General features: G+C 68.3%; 17 protein-coding genes. 9 read left to right on the top strand and 8 right to left on the bottom strand.

Translation table 11 applies throughout. The annotated features are described in order from the left end of the window. Nucleotides 1–72: 72 nt before the first annotated feature. Nucleotides 73–669 carry a TetR/AcrR family transcriptional regulator gene (locus tag AC0662_RS37485; protein ID WP_452202056.1) on the bottom strand — a complete coding sequence of 199 codons (597 nt, stop codon included), beginning with the start codon at nucleotides 667–669 and terminating at the stop codon, nucleotides 73–75. 110 nt (nucleotides 670–779) lie between these two features. On the opposite strand from AC0662_RS37485, the gene AC0662_RS37490 reads away from it, so the two are divergent. From AC0662_RS37490 to AC0662_RS37505, 4 genes are all read left to right on the top strand, one after another. Further along, nucleotides 780–1,763, top strand: coding sequence for a hypothetical protein (locus AC0662_RS37490; protein ID WP_478306618.1), 984 nt, complete (start codon nucleotides 780–782; stop codon nucleotides 1,761–1,763). A 190-nt stretch (nucleotides 1,764–1,953) separates the two neighbouring features. Further along, nucleotides 1,954–3,354, top strand: a complete 1,401-nt coding sequence (locus tag AC0662_RS37495) for an extracellular solute-binding protein (protein WP_478306620.1) — start codon at nucleotides 1,954–1,956, stop codon at nucleotides 3,352–3,354. 27 nt (nucleotides 3,355–3,381) lie between these two features. After that, on the top strand, nucleotides 3,382–4,305 hold the full coding sequence (locus AC0662_RS37500; protein WP_478306622.1) for a carbohydrate ABC transporter permease: 924 nt from the start codon (nucleotides 3,382–3,384) through the stop codon (nucleotides 4,303–4,305). Nucleotides 4,306–4,420: 115 nt separating this feature from the next. Next, entirely contained in the window at nucleotides 4,421–5,248 is an 828-nt protein-coding gene (locus tag AC0662_RS37505) for a carbohydrate ABC transporter permease (RefSeq protein ID WP_452202064.1), read from the top strand. Here the strand turns inward: AC0662_RS37505 and AC0662_RS37510 are convergent, their stop codons facing one another. After that, nucleotides 5,249–6,088 carry a phytanoyl-CoA dioxygenase family protein gene (locus AC0662_RS37510; RefSeq protein WP_478306624.1) on the bottom strand — a complete coding sequence of 280 codons (840 nt, stop codon included), beginning with the start codon at nucleotides 6,086–6,088 and terminating at the stop codon, nucleotides 5,249–5,251. Nucleotides 6,089–6,182: 94 nt separating this feature from the next. Here AC0662_RS37510 and AC0662_RS37515 point away from each other — a divergent pair, with 94 nt between their 5' ends. Then, entirely contained in the window at nucleotides 6,183–7,070 is an 888-nt protein-coding gene (locus AC0662_RS37515) for a helix-turn-helix domain-containing protein (RefSeq protein WP_478306626.1), read from the top strand. A gap of 18 nt (nucleotides 7,071–7,088) precedes the next feature. Here AC0662_RS37515 and AC0662_RS37520 read toward each other — a convergent pair whose 3' ends face one another. Then, entirely contained in the window at nucleotides 7,089–7,763 is a 675-nt protein-coding gene (locus AC0662_RS37520) for a hypothetical protein (protein ID WP_452202069.1), read from the bottom strand. Then, nucleotides 7,760–8,971: an MFS transporter gene (locus tag AC0662_RS37525; protein WP_452202071.1), complete on the bottom strand. Its 1,212-nt coding sequence runs from the start codon at nucleotides 8,969–8,971 to the stop codon at nucleotides 7,760–7,762. Before AC0662_RS37525 ends, AC0662_RS37520 begins: the two co-directional genes overlap by 4 nt. Nucleotides 8,972–9,132: 161 nt before the next feature. Between AC0662_RS37525 and AC0662_RS37530 the strand changes: the two genes are divergently transcribed. Next, nucleotides 9,133–9,558, top strand: coding sequence for a CBS domain-containing protein (locus tag AC0662_RS37530; protein WP_452202073.1), 426 nt, complete (start codon nucleotides 9,133–9,135; stop codon nucleotides 9,556–9,558). Here the strand turns inward: AC0662_RS37530 and AC0662_RS37535 are convergent, their stop codons facing one another. From AC0662_RS37535 to AC0662_RS37545, 3 genes are read right to left on the bottom strand one after another with little or no spacing between them, the layout of a single operon-like run. After that, nucleotides 9,559–9,882 carry a DUF4190 domain-containing protein gene (locus AC0662_RS37535; RefSeq protein WP_478306629.1) on the bottom strand — a complete coding sequence of 108 codons (324 nt, stop codon included), beginning with the start codon at nucleotides 9,880–9,882 and terminating at the stop codon, nucleotides 9,559–9,561. It abuts the gene before it with no gap. A gap of 45 nt (nucleotides 9,883–9,927) precedes the next feature. Continuing rightward, nucleotides 9,928–11,277 (bottom strand): M16 family metallopeptidase, encoded by a 1,350-nt coding sequence (locus AC0662_RS37540; protein WP_452202077.1) that lies wholly within the window; start codon nucleotides 11,275–11,277, stop codon nucleotides 9,928–9,930. Then, nucleotides 11,274–12,575, bottom strand: a complete 1,302-nt coding sequence (locus AC0662_RS37545; protein WP_478306631.1) for a M16 family metallopeptidase — start codon at nucleotides 12,573–12,575, stop codon at nucleotides 11,274–11,276. The genes AC0662_RS37540 and AC0662_RS37545 overlap by 4 nt, the downstream gene beginning before the upstream one ends. A gap of 117 nt (nucleotides 12,576–12,692) precedes the next feature. Between AC0662_RS37545 and AC0662_RS37550 the strand changes: the two genes are divergently transcribed. Beyond that, on the top strand, nucleotides 12,693–13,040 hold the full coding sequence (locus AC0662_RS37550; protein WP_387782187.1) for a YciI family protein: 348 nt from the start codon (nucleotides 12,693–12,695) through the stop codon (nucleotides 13,038–13,040). Between the two features lie 16 nt (nucleotides 13,041–13,056). After that, nucleotides 13,057–14,238, top strand: coding sequence for an RNA polymerase sigma factor (locus AC0662_RS37555; protein ID WP_452202081.1), 1,182 nt, complete (start codon nucleotides 13,057–13,059; stop codon nucleotides 14,236–14,238). On the opposite strand, the gene hisN is transcribed toward AC0662_RS37555, so the two are convergent. Beyond that, the gene (hisN, locus tag AC0662_RS37560; RefSeq protein ID WP_452202083.1) at nucleotides 14,222–15,001 is read right to left on the bottom strand and encodes a histidinol-phosphatase; all 780 of its coding nucleotides are present in this window, start codon (nucleotides 14,999–15,001) and stop codon (nucleotides 14,222–14,224) included. The genes AC0662_RS37555 and hisN overlap by 17 nt on opposite strands. Before the next feature lie 148 nt (nucleotides 15,002–15,149). On the opposite strand from hisN, the gene AC0662_RS37565 reads away from it, so the two are divergent. Beyond that, the gene (locus AC0662_RS37565) at nucleotides 15,150–15,644 is read left to right on the top strand and encodes a DUF2231 domain-containing protein (protein WP_452202085.1); all 495 of its coding nucleotides are present in this window, start codon (nucleotides 15,150–15,152) and stop codon (nucleotides 15,642–15,644) included. Nucleotides 15,645–15,660: the final 16 nt, after the last annotated feature.

Raw genomic sequence — 15,660 nt, forward strand, 5'->3', positions numbered from 1 at the left:
CGCCGACGCTACGGAGCGGCGACGTACCAACCCATGGTCCTGGACCGCCGCTCAGGGTGGGGGAAACTCCACCTAATCACGGAGCAGTGCGCGCAGGCCGGCCTGGTAGGTGGCGGGGGAGACGTCGCCGATCATCAGCCGCTGAAGGACGAAGCCGGGGACCATCCCGAACATCACCTGCGCGACGTACTCCGCCGGGACGTCCGGGTCGACCGTGCCGTCGGCCTGCGCGCGGCGGGCGATGACGACGAAATGGTCGCGGAGCTGGCAGTACTTGCCGCGCGCGACCTCACGGATGGAGTCGTTGCGCAGCGCCTCGGCCCAGGCCTGAACCGCCACCCGGGTGACGTCGCCGCCGGGCGACTCGGCGATCTCGACCACGTGCTCGATGGTGGCCTCGAGGGCGGCCAGCGGGGTGAGCGGCTCCTCGGAGGCGAGGATCTTGTCGAAGAGCTGGTGGATCGTCCCGAGCGCGTCCTCGGCGATCGCGCCGACGATCTCTTCCTTGCTGCTGAAGTAGCCGTAGACGGCCCCCGCGGAGAGGCCGGACTCGCGGATCACGTCGGCCATCGTCGTCTTGTGGAAGCCCTCCCGGATCACGCAGGCACGCCCCGCGGCGACGATCTGGGCGCGGCGGGCCAGGCGGTGTTCCTCGGTGACCTTCGGCACGTTCGCAACATAAAACGAATGTCCGTTCTTGACAAGTTGACCGGCCGGTTGTCAGGCTCGATCCTGATAAAGAACGAGCATTCGGTTTTCGTGCGCTAAGGAGTCATGTCATGACCGAACGTCGCCGGCCGCCCCTGGTGGTCGTCATCGTGCTGCTGACCGCGGTCCTCACGGTGATGCTGATCGCGTTCGCCTGGCCGGCCGCCCGCTCCGAGCCCCGGGACGTCCCGCTCGCGGTGTCCGGCCCGACGCCGGCGGTCCAACAGGTCCAGGCCGGGCTCGAGCAGGCGATCCCCGGTGGGTTCGAGATCACCGCCGTACCGGATCGGCAGGCGGCGGTGCAGCGGATCCAGGACCGGGACGCGTACGGCGCGATCGTGCTGGACGCCCCGCAGCCCGAGGTGCTCACCGCGTCGGCCGCCGGGCCCGCGGTCGCGCAGATCCTGACCCAGTTGGCGACCAAGATCTCGCCCGAGAGCCCGGCGAAGGTCACCGACGTCGTACCGCTGCCCAAGGACGATCCGCGAGGCGCCGGTCTGGCCGCGGGCGCTCTGCCGCTCGTGCTCGGCGGGATCATCGCGGCCGGTGCGCTGACCCAACTCGTGCGGTCCGGGTCGCGTCGGATGATCGGTGCGATCACCTTCGCCATCACCGGCGGGCTGGCGCTGGCCGCCGTACTGCAGTACTGGCTCGGCTCGTTCGAGGGCAACTACCTCGGCAACGCGGGCGTGATCGCGATGTCGATCGCGGCGATCAGCCTGACCCTGCTCGGCCTCGAGTGGCTGCTCGGTACGGCGGGACTCGCGCTCGGCGGCGCGACGATGATGCTGCTCGGCAACCCGCTGTCCGGGATGACGAGCGCACCGGAGATGCTGCCGAACGGCTGGGGCACTGTCGGTCAGCTCCTGCCCCCGGGAGCCGCCGGTACGGCGTTGCGCTCGGTGAGCTTCTTCGACGGCGCGGGTGCGGCGCGACCACTCGTCGTATTGACCTGCTGGTTGGTCGCCGGTCTGGTCCTGTGTGGGCTCGGTGCACTCCGTTCCCGGGGACGCGCCGAACCGGCTCGCCATCAGGCCACAGCAGTCGCAGCCTGACAAAGTGAAGCTATGACAACGCGGTGACCGGATCGTTACGTTCCGGTCGCCGCGTTCGCGCGCGACTGCGGCGACAACGTTGTCTGTCAAGCATTGACTTCGGTCGTCGAGGACTCCTACCGTCGCGGGAAACCCCGCAGGGTTTGGGTCGTGGTACCGGCATGACAACGATTGCCCGAAGGTGGACCTGATGGTGACAAGGAAACGTTTCAAGGCAGCAGCGGCCATCGGCGCGCTGCTGCTGGCGGTCTCGGCCTGTAGTCAGGGTTCGACGACCAAGACGCCGGATGCCGGCAGTGCGCAGAGCTCCGGCCCCGCGCACATCAAGATCGCGTACCAGCAGTGGGGTCCGGGCGTCGTCATGAAGACGTTCCTGACCGGCGTCAAGGCGGAGTACGAAGCCGCGCACCCGGGATCGCAGGTCGAGATCGTTCCGGTCGTGGCCAGCGAGAACGACTACTACACCAAGATCCAGCTGATGATGCGCTCGCCCAACACGGCGCCGGACATCGTCTACGAGGACACCTTCCTGATCAACTCCGACATCACCGCGGGGTACCTGAAGCCGCTCGACGACTACATCGGCAAGTGGGACCAGTGGAGTCAGTTCGAGGACACCGCCAAGGGCGCGGCGCGCGGCGCGGACGGCAAGACGTACGGCGTACCGGACGGCACCGACACCCGGGCGCTCTGGTACAACAAGCAGATCTTCGCCAAGGCCGGCCTGCCCGCCGACTGGCAGCCGAAGTCGTGGGACGACGTGCTCAGCGCGGCGCGCACGATCAAGCAGAAGGTCCCCGGCGTCATCCCGTTCAACATGTACTCGGGCAAGCCGATGGGTGAGGCCTCGGCCATGCAGGGCTTCGAGATGCTGCTCTACGGCACCAAGGACACCCTGTACAACTACGACCAGAAGAAGTGGGTCGTCGGCAGCCAGGGCTTCAAGGACTCGATGAACTTCGTCAAGACCGTCTTCACCGAGGGCCTGGCCCCGTCGCCGAAGGATGCGCTCAGCCCGAACATGGGCAGCAAGGTCGGCACCGAACTGCTGCCGCAGGGCAAGCTCGCGATCGACCTGGACGGCTCCTGGATCTACAGCAACTGGCTGAAGTCCGGCGCCAAGCCGTGGCCGCAGTGGAGCGACGTGATGGGCCAGACCGCGATGCCGACCCAGGACGGCAGCGGCAAGGGCAAGGTCAGCCTCTCCGGCGGCTGGACCTGGGCGATCCCGGCCAAGTCGAAGAACCCGGACGCGGCGTGGGACTTCATCAAGACGCTGCAGACCCAGAAGAACGCGGCGAAGTACGCCACCGACGGCGCGCAGATCGCCGTCCGGAAGGACGTCGCCTCGGACGCGGCGTACAAGGCCTCCTCGGCGAGCACCAAGTTCTTCACCGACCTGGTGTCGGTGACGGTCTACCGGCCGGCGCTGCCGGAGTACCCGAAGGTCTCCAACGAGATCATCACGGCGATGGAGGCGGTCATGACCAAGCAGTCCTCGCCCGAAGACGCCGCGAAGAACTACGACCAGGCCGTCGAGGGAGTCGTCGGCGGCAAGGACAAGACGACGACGCAGAGCACCGGCCAGTAGGCCGGGCCTGACGGAGGAATCTCCCCTGTGACGACGACTCTCGCTCCCGCCGCGGCCGCTGCCGGCACTGCCAGCAAGCGGCCGCGGGGGGCCAAACTCGTCCGGATGCTGCCGCTCTCGCCGGCCATCGGACTCATGCTGGTCTTCCTGGCCGGCCCGATCATCTACTGCGTGTACGCCGCGTTCACGAACATGGCGCTGACCGGCAACGGCGCGGCGAACGTGCAGTTCGTCGGGCTGGAGAACTTCCGCAAGGCCTTCGGCAGCGGCGCGTTCACGAACGCGATCTGGCTGACGCTGGTGTTCACGCTCATCTCCGCGATCATCGGGCAGAACACCCTCGGGCTCGGCCTCGCGCTGCTGATGCGGAAGTCCACCAAGGTCGTCCGCAACTTCGTCGGTACGGCGGTGATCGGCGCCTGGGTCCTTCCCGAGGTCGTCGCGGCGTACCTGCTGAGTGCGTTCTTCAACGACGACGGCACGCTGAACGTGATGCTGCACGCGGTCGGGCTGCCCGGTCAGGACTGGTTGTACGGGGCACCGATCATCGCGGTGTCGCTGGCCAACATCTGGCGCGGTACGGCGTTCTCGATGCTGGTGTACTCCGCGGCGCTCAGCGAGATCCCCAAGGAGATCGAGGAGTCCGCCGAGATGGACGGCGCCGGCGGCTGGCGGCGGCTCGTGTTCGTGACGGTGCCGATGATCACCCGGGCGATCATGACCAACCTGATGCTGATCACGCTGCAGACGCTGAGCGTGTTCGGCCTGATCTACGCGATGACCCGGGGCGGCCCGGGGACCAAGAGTCAGACGTTGCCGCTGTACATGTACGAGCAGGCGTTCAGCTTCTCCCAGATCGGCTACGGTACGGCGATCGCGCTGGTGATGCTGGCGATCGGCGCGATCTTCTCGCTGATCTACCTGCGTGGACTGAACACGGAGGCGGCATGACTGTGCGTATGCCACGCCTCCGGCGCGGCGGATCACGGGGCTTCGCCTCCCGGTCTTCCCTCGTCGCTCCAGTCGCTTCGCTCCCTACACTCCTCAGTCCAGACCGGGAGGCCCCGTGATCGCCCGCGATCGGATGAGCAAGCTGGCATCGAACCTGGTGTTGCTGGCGATCGGCATCCTGTTCGTTCTGCCCTTGTTGTGGGTGTTGTTCGCGTCGATCAACCGGACCGCCGGATTGCGGGTCGAGTTCCCGACGCATCCGACGCTCGGGAACTTCAAGGCCGTGCTGAACACCGACACGACGTACCGGCCGGTCTTCAACGGGATCGTGCTGTGTGGTGGTGCCGCGCTGCTGACGATGATCTGCGCGGTGCTGGCGGCGTATCCGTTGTCGCGGTTCCGGACGCGGTTCAACCGGCCGTTCCTGCTGACGGTGCTGTTCTGCACCGGGTTGCCGATCACCGCGGTGATGGTGCCGGTGTACGGGCTGTTCGTGCAGCTGAACCTGGTGGACACGCTCGGCGGCACGATCATGTTCATGGCGACCAGTGCGTTGCCGTTCGCGATCTGGCTGACGAAGACGTTCATGGACGGCGTACCGATCTCGCTGGAGGAGGCCGCCTGGGTGGACGGCGCCAGCAACATGCGGGCGCTGCGCGCGATCGTGCTGCCGTTGATGTGGCCCGGGATCGCGGTCGTGCTGATCTTCACCTTCATCGGCATGTGGGGGAACTTCTTCGTTCCGTTCATGCTGCTGCTCTCCCCGGAGCGGTTGCCGGCGTCGGTCAGCATCTTCACGTTCTTCGGCCAGTACGGCGAGCCGAACTACGGCCAGCTGGCGGCGTACTCGCTGATCTACACGATGCCGGTCCTGCTGCTGTACCTGCTGCTGAGCCGCAAACTCGGCGGTGCCTTCGCACTCGGCGGCGCCATCAAGGGCTGATCAGCGCCCGCACCCGCCGTCCTTGTCGGGCCGCGTGTGCGGGGTGCTCAGGTCCTGCAGGCCCTTGTAGGCATAGGGATCCCGGCCGGCGACCAGCACGACGTCGCGGTAGTCCGCGATCGCCATGTGCTCGTCATCGGCCGGGCGCCGCCAGGGCAGCAGGGACTCCGCGCTCATGTAGTGGTTGGCGAGTGCGCGCCGCAGTCCGTGCTTGCCCGAGTTCCGCAGCGACCGGTGCAAGAGGTACCCGTTGAAGATCAGCGCGGAGCCGGCCTTCAGCTCGACCGGTACGGCGTCCGCGTCGGCGTACGGGAAGTCGAATGCCTCGGTGGTGCAGTCGAACTGTGGGTCGTCCTGTTCGCGCGCCGGGTACAGGATGCCCGCCTGGTGTGACCCGGGAAGGACCCACAGGCAGCCGTTCTCGACCGTGGCGTCGTCGAGCGCGATCCACACGCCGGTCAGGGAGCGGTCCCTGGTGGGGATGAAGTATTCGTCCTGGTGCCAGGCCTGTCCGGGACGTCCCTCGCTCTTGACGAACAGCATGGACTGCATCGCCTTGACGTTCGGGCCGATCACCGCGGTCAGTGTCTCGACGATCCGCGGATGATGCAGCGCGTCGAGTGCCACGGGCGAGATCTTGTGCGGCTGATGGATGCACAGGAAGTTGCGCAGTACGGCGTCATCCGGGACACCGTCGAACGTCTGGGCGGCGTCGGAGTCGATGACGCCGTGCTCGCCACGACACAGCCGTACGGCGTCTTCGTTGAGCGCCCGAACTTCGTCGTCCGTGAGGGCATCGGGCAGGATCACGTAGCCGTCGCGCTGGTAGTCGGCGGTCATCTGTTACCTCCGTCGGTTCCGAGGATCTGCCGACAGCATGGCGTGCCGTTGGTGTCGGCGACCATGCTCGGTCGGCGCCCGTTAATGTCTGAACGTGACCCTCCTGTCGGGCGAGTTGGCCACCGTCACGCCGGTAAGCGTGGTGGAGTACCTGCCCGGCTCGACCTACGGTCCTCGCGAACTCCGCGACAACGAACTGGTTTGGCTGCTCTCGGGAACGGCCGTCTGGCGGATCGACAACGACCTGCGCGGTGCGGGGCCGCAGGAGTTCGCGTTGAGTCCCGGAGTGCTGTGCCTCGCGCAGGCGGGCATGGTCGACGGGTTCCGCTGGTCGCCGACGACCACGACCAAGCATGCGTACCTTCACTTCAGCCTGGACGCGCAGCACCCCGACCGAGGCACTTGGCCGCTCACCGTTCCACTGGCCGGCTCACCGTTGCTCGCGGCCACTGTCGACCACTTGAGCTCGATCGCGCTGGCCGGCACCGACGTGTCGCGGCAGCGCGTTCCACTGCTCGCCGGACTCGTACTCGACCTGATGGTGAACGGACCACAACTCACGACCGGGCGACCGTTCACCCCACTCGTCGATGCTCTCGCCGGGTACGTCGTGGCGCGCTGGGGATCCGGTGACTCGGACGTTGTTCCGCTCCGTGCCGCGGCGCCGGCCATCGGTGTCTCAGTGGGTTACCTGTCGAGGGTGTTCTCGCAGGAGTTCGGGTGCGGTCCGTCGCGGGGGCTGCTCCTGGTTAGGCTCAGGCGCGCGGCGACGGCGCTGGGCCGCACCGACCTGCCGCTCGCGACGATTGCGCGGTCGTGTGGTTTCAGCGACCAGTTCCACTTGTCGCACCGGCTCCAGGACGTCTACCGGGTGTCGCCCTCCGCGCTCCGGCGGGCGGGAGATTCGGTCGACCTCGATGCGCCACTGCTGCGGCACGGCCGGTTGCTGGAGTTCGCCCAACGCGTCACTCCGCCATTGTGACCTTGCCGCCGAGCGACATCATTCGCCGGTGAGGGCCTCGTGGGTCTGCTTCCAGAATGCGAGTTTCTGGTCGAAGGTCCAGGTCCACTGGTAGTCCGGCAGGGACTTGGCGTAGCGGTCCAGGGCGATCGGAGCGAGGGTTGCCGTTGAGCTGGGGGCCGCATCGGTGACGAGGGCGAGGCGGACCACGAAAGTCACCACCCGGGTGAGCTTCGAGTGGTCGTTGGCCGTCTCGAGCTCTTTGAGCTGCGAGCGGAGCTGTTTGATCGTGCGGACCGCCGCGCGGTGTTCGCCCCGCCCGGGAACGGTGAGCTCGTCGTCGGGGATCCCGAGGCGCTCAGCCAGGTCGTCCAGGTCGTCGGCCTGGGCGGCCGCGGGCTTGCCGAAGAGTGACGGCTTCTCCGCCTGGAGGCGGCCGGCGATCTGGTCGAGCAGGCTGTCGAGTCCGCGGATCACGTCGGGAACGATGCCGTCGGCGGTCTTGCGCCGGTTGCTCGCCAGCGCGGTGACACGGGCGTGCTCCGCCTCGACGGTCGTTCGCAGTGCTTCCGGCCAGTCGTCCAGCCCCTGCAGGTCCTCCTGCGGGGGCGCGGACGTACTGAGGTCACGCGCGTCGAGGCCCTTGCCGCCGACGCGGGCCGACGTGATGTCCTGCTCGAGCTTCTGCTTCGGTCCCGGAACGATTGAGCTCACACGTCCACCCTACGCAGGTTCCAGACGGAGGGAACCACGAGCGTGATCACGGTGATCAGGACGAACAGGCCGGCGCCGTACAGTTCGACGGCTTTCACGCTGAGCGTCGCGGCGACGTACCCGACCGTCAGCTGGCCCGCCGGGCCCGCGATGAACGAGCCGAGCATGTCGTACGACGCCACGCGCGACAGCTTGTCGATCGGGACGTGCTGGCCGAGTGCGGTCTCCCAGCTGATCCCGAAGATGTCGAACCCGACCCCGAGCAGGAACGCCGCGATCGCCATCGCCCACGTCTGCGGGAGCAGCGCGAGGCACAGCATCACCGGGACTGTGAGGAGCATGCCGAACATTCCGGTCCGCACCGGGTGGCGGGGTTTCAGGCGCAGCATGATGATGCCGCTGGCAACGAGCCCGGCACCGAAACAGGCGCTCACCACACCCCAGCCGGCGCGGCCGAACGTCCGGTCCGCGATCACCGGGCCGAGGGTCTGGTAACACGCGGTGAAGATCAGGTTCAGCAGCGCGAACGCCAGCACGATCACCCAGACCCACTGGCGGGACACGAACTCGCTCCAGCCGTCGCGCAGATCGGTCAGTACCGAGCTGGCCGCGCGCTTGATCCGCGGAATCCGTAGCCGGGACAGCAGCGCCGCGCCGACCAGGAACGTCACCCCGTCGACCGCGAGACCGATTCCCGGACCGGTCAGCGCGACGATCACCCCGGCGACCGCGCCGCCGCCGATCATCGCGGCCGAGCGCGCGAACCCGGCGATCGCGTTCGCCTGCGGGAGCTCCGCCCGGTCCACGATCGACGGCAGGATCCCGGTCATCGCCGGCATCACGAACGCCGCCGCGATCCCGTTCACGGCCTCGATCGACGCCAGTTGCCAGATCGTCGCGTGCCCGGATAGCACCAGCGCCGCGGCCAGCCCTTGGGTGAGTCCGCTGATCGTGTTCGCCGCCACCAGCACCAGGTGCCGGGGGAGCCGGTCGGCGATCACGCCACCGATCAGCAGGAACACGATGTTCGGAATGCTCCGCGCCGCGAGCACCGTCCCGACCGCGCTGGCCGAGTCCGACACGTCCAGCACCGCGAACACCAACGCCACCGGCGCGATCGACGACCCGAGAATCGAGATGAACCGCGCGGACACGAACACCCGCACGTCCCGATGCCGAAGTACCGCAATGTCCTGCCGAAACCCCACGAGACCCCCTCCGAAGCCAGCCGATCCTACTCGCTGGCGCCGTCCGGCCGCCGACAGTTTTCCCGCCGGCAGACGGGCCGGTTGTCTCTCGTTGTCACTGGGTGTGATCGGGAGATTGCCGCTACCTTGGGGTATTGGTTCCTCGATCTGCAGGAGGCTCCGTGAAGATCAACGACGTACTGCGCGGCAAGGGCAACCAGGTCGTCACCATCTCCCCAGAAGCCACTGTCACCGAACTGCTCGCCCTGCTCGCCGAACGCAACATCGGCGCGGTGGTGGTCAGCGCGGACGGGTCGACGGTGTCCGGGATCGTCTCCGAGCGCGACATCGTCCGGCTCTGGAACGGTACGCCGGACGCGGGTGACGTGCGGGTGAGCTCGATCATGACGGCCGAGGTGCACACGTGTACACCGGACGACCTGATCGACAACCTGATGCGGCTGATGACGGACCGCCGGATCCGGCACGTCCCGGTCGTTGTCGACGGCAACCTCGCCGGCCTGGTCAGCATCGGGGACGTGGTCAAGTCCCGGATCGGTGAGCTCGAGTTCGAGAAGGAGCAGCTCTCCAACTACATCAGCAGCTGATCAGACGGCGACGAAGAACACCGCCATCGCCGCCAGGAACAGCGCGCCGAGACCGAGTAGACCGGTGCCGATCATGCCGCAGATCCGCCCGGCCTGCGCCATGCCCCGGTTGTTGTAGACGCCGGGCGCCGCGTTGATCTCAGCCAGCGCCTGCCCGCCGAGCCACCACGCGACCGGTGACAGGAACAGGAGCCCGGTGCAGAGCGCGATCGAGCCGAGCACCAGCGCGACCGTCGCCTGGGAGTTGTCGCGCAGGACGCCGTACGCGGGCAGGTCGTGGTAGCCGGGCTGCAGCTGGTACTTCGTCGGCTCGGGGTAGCTCACGGTTCCTCCGCTCAGCGAGCTGAGCGGAGGAACCGGTGTGTTCCGTCAGCTCAGGTCGATCAGGTCGCCGAGGTCGAGGCCCTCGAGTTGCGGGCGCACGTCCTTCGCTTCCCCTACGACGACCACGAGCAGGCCATCGGTTCCGACGTACCGCCGGTAGGCCTCGGTCGCCTCGGCGGCGGTCGTCGCGGCGATCTGCGCCAGGTACGTGTCGGCGAAGTCGACCGGTACGCCGTTCGCGATGTTGCTGCCGACCTGCTGGGCCACGGAGTCGGCCTGCTCGTAACGCAGCGGAGCCGTCCGGATCAGGCTGTCCTTCGCCTCCTGGACCTCCTGCTCGGTCAGCCCGTCGCGGGCCTCGCGAAGAATCCGCAGCGCGTCAGTGATCGCGGCGCCGGTCACCTCGGTCCGGACGGCGCCACCGAGGCTGAACGTCCCGCCCTTGCGGGGCGCCGCGAAGCTCGTCCGCGTCCCGTACGTGTAGCCCTTCTCCTCGCGCAGCACCGTGTCCACGCGGGAGGTGATCGTCCCACCGACGACATGGTTGGCGACCGCGGCCGAACCCCACGCCGGATCCCGCCGGTCGGGGCCGGGGCAGCCGATCAGCAGCTGGCTCTGCACCGAGCCCGGGCGGTCGACGAGCACGAGGCGGTTGCCGGCGAGGAAGATCGGCTCCGGGGTCTCCAGCGCCGAACCGGCCGACGACGTCCACGTCCCGAAGGCCGCGTCGATGATCCCGGCGACGTCCACGCCGGTCGCGTCGCCGGCGAACAGGATCTCCGCCCGCTCCGGGCCGATGTTGTTCCGGTAGAAGTCGGCGACCTGGACGTTGGTCAGCGGCCGGATGGTGTCCGGCGTGCCCGCGGTCGGCCGCGACCGCCGCGTCTTCGCGTCGAACAGGTGCGCCGCGAACGCCTCACGCGCCCGGTACCCCGCGTTCGCCCGCTCCTGGTTGATCTCACCGAGCCGAATCGTCACGTGCCGACCGACATCGGCCTGGGTGAACGCGGGCTTGGTGATCGCTTCGGCGAGCAGCTCGACAGCCGGCGCGAGGTGCGACACCGGCACCGAGATCTCCACGTGCAGCGCGTCCGAGCTGACATCCACGCCGTACGCCGCTCCGTGGCGCTCCAGCGCGGCGGCGAACTCGTTGGCCGAGTGCAGCTCGGTGCCCTCGTCGAGGGTTCGCGACATGATCGTCGCGACTCCTTCGAGCTCCCGCGGTTCCGCGATCAGCGGCATCGCGATCGTGACGCGGACGGTGGCGACGTACTGGCCCGGGCGGTCGAAGACGTGCACCGGCGTACCGACGCTGGTCTGGGTGGTGACCGCCTCGGGGAAGTTCCACGGACGCGGCGCGCCGACGGCCGGTGGGGTGCTCAGAACCTGGCTCATTCCTGCTCTCCCGACTCGCCCGAAGACGTCTGGTCCTTGCGGGTGTAGCTCACCTGGACCCGGCCCGCGGCGCGGATCCAGGTCCGCGCGGCGGCCTGCACCTGCTCGACGGTCACGGCCTGCACCTGGTCGATCCGGGTGTTGATCCGGTTCGCGTCGCCGAACAGCAGGGCGTGGTGCGAGATCTCGTCCGCGCGGCCGGCGCAGGTCGCCAGCTGCTCGAGCCAGTCGCGCTCGGCCTGTGCCTGCACGGTGGCCAGCTCGTCCGCGGTGACGCCGTCCTCGGCCAGCTTCTCGATCTCCTCGAGCAGCGCTTTCTCGACCTTCTGCAGGTCGACACCGTCCGACGCGATCCCGGTCAGCGTCCCGAACGACACCCCGCCGATCAGCGGCAGCGCCCCACCGGACACCGACTGCGCGATCTGCTCGTCACGGACCAGCCGCCGATTCAAACGGCCGCTCTGCCCCGCGGCGAGGATGTCCAGCGCGAGCCCGGCCGCGTCCAGCTCCGGCGTCCCGTCGACCGGCAGCCGGAACATCATCGTCACCAGGTCGGACGGTACGTCGTCCTCGACGTCGTCACGCTGTACGTCGGTCATCGGCCCGATCGTCCCGTCCGGCGCCGGCGGCGGCGCGGGGATCGCGGGCAGGTGCCCGAAGTACCGCTTGGCGGCGTCGAACGCGTCGTCCTCGGTGACGTCGCCGACGATCGTCAGGACCGCGTTGTTCGGCCCGTAGTACTTGCGGAAGAACGCGTGCACGTCCTCCAGCGAGGCCGCGTCCAGGTCGGCCATCGAACCGATCGTCATGTGCGCGTACGGGTGGTCCGCGGGGAACGCGAGCTTGACGAGCCGCTCGTACGAATCGCCGTACGGGCGGTTGTCGTAGCTCTGCCGCTTCTCTTCCTTGACCACGTCGCGCTGGTTGTCCAGGTTCTCCTGGTTGACCGCGTCGAGCAGGTAACCCATCCGGTCCGCCTCGAGCCAGAGCGCGAGATCCAGGCCGCCGCTGGGCAGCGACTCGAAGTAGTTGGTGCGGTCGAAGAAGGTGCTCGCGTTCAGGCTGGCGCCGGCGGTCTCGAGCAGGCTGAAGTGCTGGCCGGAGGCGACGTTGCGCGATCCCTGGAACATCAGGTGCTCGAAGAGGTGCGCGAACCCGGTCAGGCCCGGTGGCTCGTGGCGCGACCCGACGTCGTACCAGAGGTTGACGGCGACGATCGGCACGGCACGATCCGAGCTGACGACGACCCGGAGGCCGTTGTCCAGCGTCTGCTCCGCGATGGGGTACGTCAAGGGCATACCGGCCACCATACGTGGTCGCGAAACTCGCGCGGGGCGGTTGTCGATTCGCGGCCTGCTCGCGCATCGGGATGGTGAATGCTGGAACCGGTGTACGACGAGAAGGGGTGACCCGCAGTGGGCAAGTACCTGGTGATGATCTACGACGACGAGGCGAAGTGGGACGCGGCCGATCCGTCGGTGATGGAGCAGAACCACAAGAACCACCGTGCGTTCGTGGAGAACAACGCCGCGGCGGTGCGTGGCGGCGGTCAGCTCGACGGGAGCACCACGGCGACGTCGATCCGCTCCGACGGCAGCGGCGGGTACGTCGTGACGGACGGCGTGTTCGCGGAGACCAAGGAAGTGATGGGCGGGTACTACATCATCGAGGCCGCCGATCTGGACGAGGCGCTGGCGATCGCGAAGCAGGTCCCGTCCCCGATGGGCGGTGTCGAGGTCCGCCCGCTGGTCAACGGTGGGTGATCCGACAGCAGACGCGGTGGCGGCGGCTCATGTGACCGAGTGGGCCGCCGTCCTCGCCGCGACCGCCCGGGTCGCGGCGGACCTGGATCTGGCCGAGGACTGTGTGCAGGACGCGTACGCGAAGGCGTTGGTGCACTGGCGAGAACAAGGAGTGCCGAAACGGCCCGGTGCCTGGCTGACGACCGTCGCGACGCGGCGGGCACTGGAGCATCGGCGGCGAGCCGATGTGGCGCGCCGGAAGCTCCCGCTGCTGATCCCGGAGGAGGAGGCCGCGGACGAGACGTTCCCCGACGACCGTCTGCGGTTGGTGTTCACGTGTTGTCACCCGGCGCTCGCGCAGGAGGCACAGATCGCGTTGACGTTGCGACTGGTGTGTGGGCTGTCGTCGGCGGAGATCGCGAAGGCCTTCCTGGTGAAGGAAGCGACGATGCAGGCGCGGATCACCCGCGCGAAGCAGAAGATCTCGCGCTCCGGCATCGCCTACCGGATCCCGCGGACGGCGGAGTTGCCTGAGCGGATCAACGCAGTACTGGATGTGGTGCATCTCGTCCACACGGCCGGCCACACCGCGATCGACGGCGACAGCCTCACCCGGACCGACCTGAGCCGGCGAGGGATCGACTTGGCGCGGATGATCCGCCTGCTCCTTCCGGACAGTGCGGAGGCGGCCGGGCTGCTCGCGTTGCTGCTGCTCACGCAGTCGCGCGAGGCGGCGCGGGTCGACGACGCCGGTCAGCTGGTGTTGATGGAGGACCAGGATCGTTCGCTGTGGGATCAGGAATTGATCGCCGAAGGCCTGACGTTGGTGGAGGTCGCGCTGCGCACGCAGGCCGGTCGGTTCGGAGTGCTGGCCGCGATCGCCGCCGTCCACGCCGAGGCTCCGCTGTGGGAGGACACCGACTGGCCGGAGATCCTCGGCCTGTACGACGTCCTGCTCGAACGCTGGCCGTCGCCGGTGGTGGCGCTCAATCGCGTCGTCGCGCTCAGCTACGTCGCCGGGCCGGAAACGGCGCTCGAGCAACTACCGGACGATCCCGCGCTGGCGACGTACCCCTATCTGGCCTCGACGCGGGGTGAGTTGCTGTGGCGGATGGGACGGGTCGAGGACGCGCGGGCGGCGTACGAGGAGGCCTTGGCGTTCACGAGCAACCCTGTCGAGGCCGAGTTCCTCAAGCGCCGGATTATTCGAGGCGCTTGAGTACGTCGTCGTGCAGGCGGCCGTTGGTGGCGACCGCGTTCGGGCCGTTCGGGCCCGGGGTGCCGTCGACCGAGGTGAACTTGCCGCCGGCCTCCTCGACGACGATCGCCAGCGCGGCCATGTCGTAGAGGTTCAGCTCGGGCTCCGCGGCGATGTCGACCGCGCCCTCGGCGACCAGCATGTACGACCAGAAGTCGCCGTACGCGCGGGTCCGCCAGACCGAGTCCATCAGCTCGGCCCACTGGTTCTTCTTGCCGAGCTTCTCCCAGCCCTTGAGTGACGCGTAGGACAGCGAGGCGTCCTCGATCTTGCTGACGTCGCTGACCCGGCACGGCTGCGAGGAGTGCAGCGCGCGGCCGGTCCAGGCGCCGTCGCCGTACGACGCCCACCAGCGCTTGCCGAGCGCGGGAGCGGAGACCACGCCGACGACCACCTGGTCCTCGATCATCAGGCTGATCAGCGTCGCCCAGACCGGGACGCCGCGGATGTAGTTCTTGGTGCCGTCGATCGGGTCGACCACCCAGCGGCGCACGCCCCAGCCGGTGGTGCCTTCCTCCTCGCCCACGAACGCGTCCCGGGGCCGGGCCCGGGCGAGCGTCTTGCGCATCACGTCCTCGACCTTCTTGTCCGACTCGCTCACCGGGGTGAGGTCGGGCTTGGTGGCCACGTGCAGGTCGAGCGCCTTGTAGCGGTCCATCGTGGTCGAGTCCGCGTCGTCGGCCAGGATGTGGGCGAGCCGCAGGTCATCCGTGTGCGAAGGCATGCCGGAAGGCTAGCCTGAACGGCCGCTCAACGCCCCGGCTGTCCGGCGAAACGTTGCGGATCGGTTGCGGCGACCGTTGAACCAAACAGGGTCGTTGAACGTGCCATTAGTGTCTGTCACGCCCTTAACGACCGCCGGGAGGCCGTCCATGTTCGAGCGCTTCGGAGACCTGCCGCTGCACGTGCTGGTGATCCACCTCGCGGTGGTGGTGCTGCCGATCAGCGCGCTGACCGCGATCGTCTTCGCGGTGGTGCCGAAGTGGCGGTGGCTGCTCCGCTGGCCCGCGCTCGTCCTCGGCGTCGGCGCGCTGCTGTGCGCGTTCGTGGCGAAGAAGAGCGGTGACGCGTTCGTTGCGGCGATCCCCCAATTGCAGCAACTGGTCCAGGTGCACCGCTCGCGCGGGAACCTGCTGCTGTGGTTCGTGCTGGCGTTCGCCGTCCTGGTGGTGCTCGCGTTCGTGGTGTTCGGCGGACCGGGCGCGCCGACGAGCGGAAGGGGTGAGAGGGCAATCAAAAGCCGCCCGCTCGAACTGGTCGTCACGGCCGCGGTGGTCGTGATGGCGGTCGTGGTGATCTACCAGACCATCCGTACCGGCGACGCGGGTGCCCGCGCAGTCTGGGGCAACATCCTCCCCAAGAAGTAGCTCTAGCTGCTCGTCG

The organism is Kribbella sp. NPDC043289, from assembly GCF_056436705.1.

Excerpts from the sequence above, each read along its gene's own strand:
- AC0662_RS37540 (WP_452202077.1), bottom strand. The coding sequence starts at position 11,277 with ATGAGCCAGGTTCTGAGCACCCCACCGGCCGTCGGCGCGCCGCGTCCG.
- AC0662_RS37545 (WP_478306631.1), bottom strand. The coding sequence starts at position 12,575 with ATGCCCTTGACGTACCCCATCGCGGAGCAGACGCTGGACAACGGCCTC.
- AC0662_RS37565 (WP_452202085.1), top strand. The coding sequence starts at position 15,150 with ATGTTCGAGCGCTTCGGAGACCTGCCGCTGCACGTGCTGGTGATCCAC.
- AC0662_RS37510 (WP_478306624.1), bottom strand. The coding sequence starts at position 6,088 with ATGACCGCCGACTACCAGCGCGACGGCTACGTGATCCTGCCCGATGCC.
- hisN (WP_452202083.1), bottom strand. The coding sequence starts at position 15,001 with ATGCCTTCGCACACGGATGACCTGCGGCTCGCCCACATCCTGGCCGAC.
- AC0662_RS37495 (WP_478306620.1), top strand. The coding sequence starts at position 1,954 with ATGGTGACAAGGAAACGTTTCAAGGCAGCAGCGGCCATCGGCGCGCTG.
- AC0662_RS37490 (WP_478306618.1), top strand. The coding sequence starts at position 780 with ATGACCGAACGTCGCCGGCCGCCCCTGGTGGTCGTCATCGTGCTGCTG.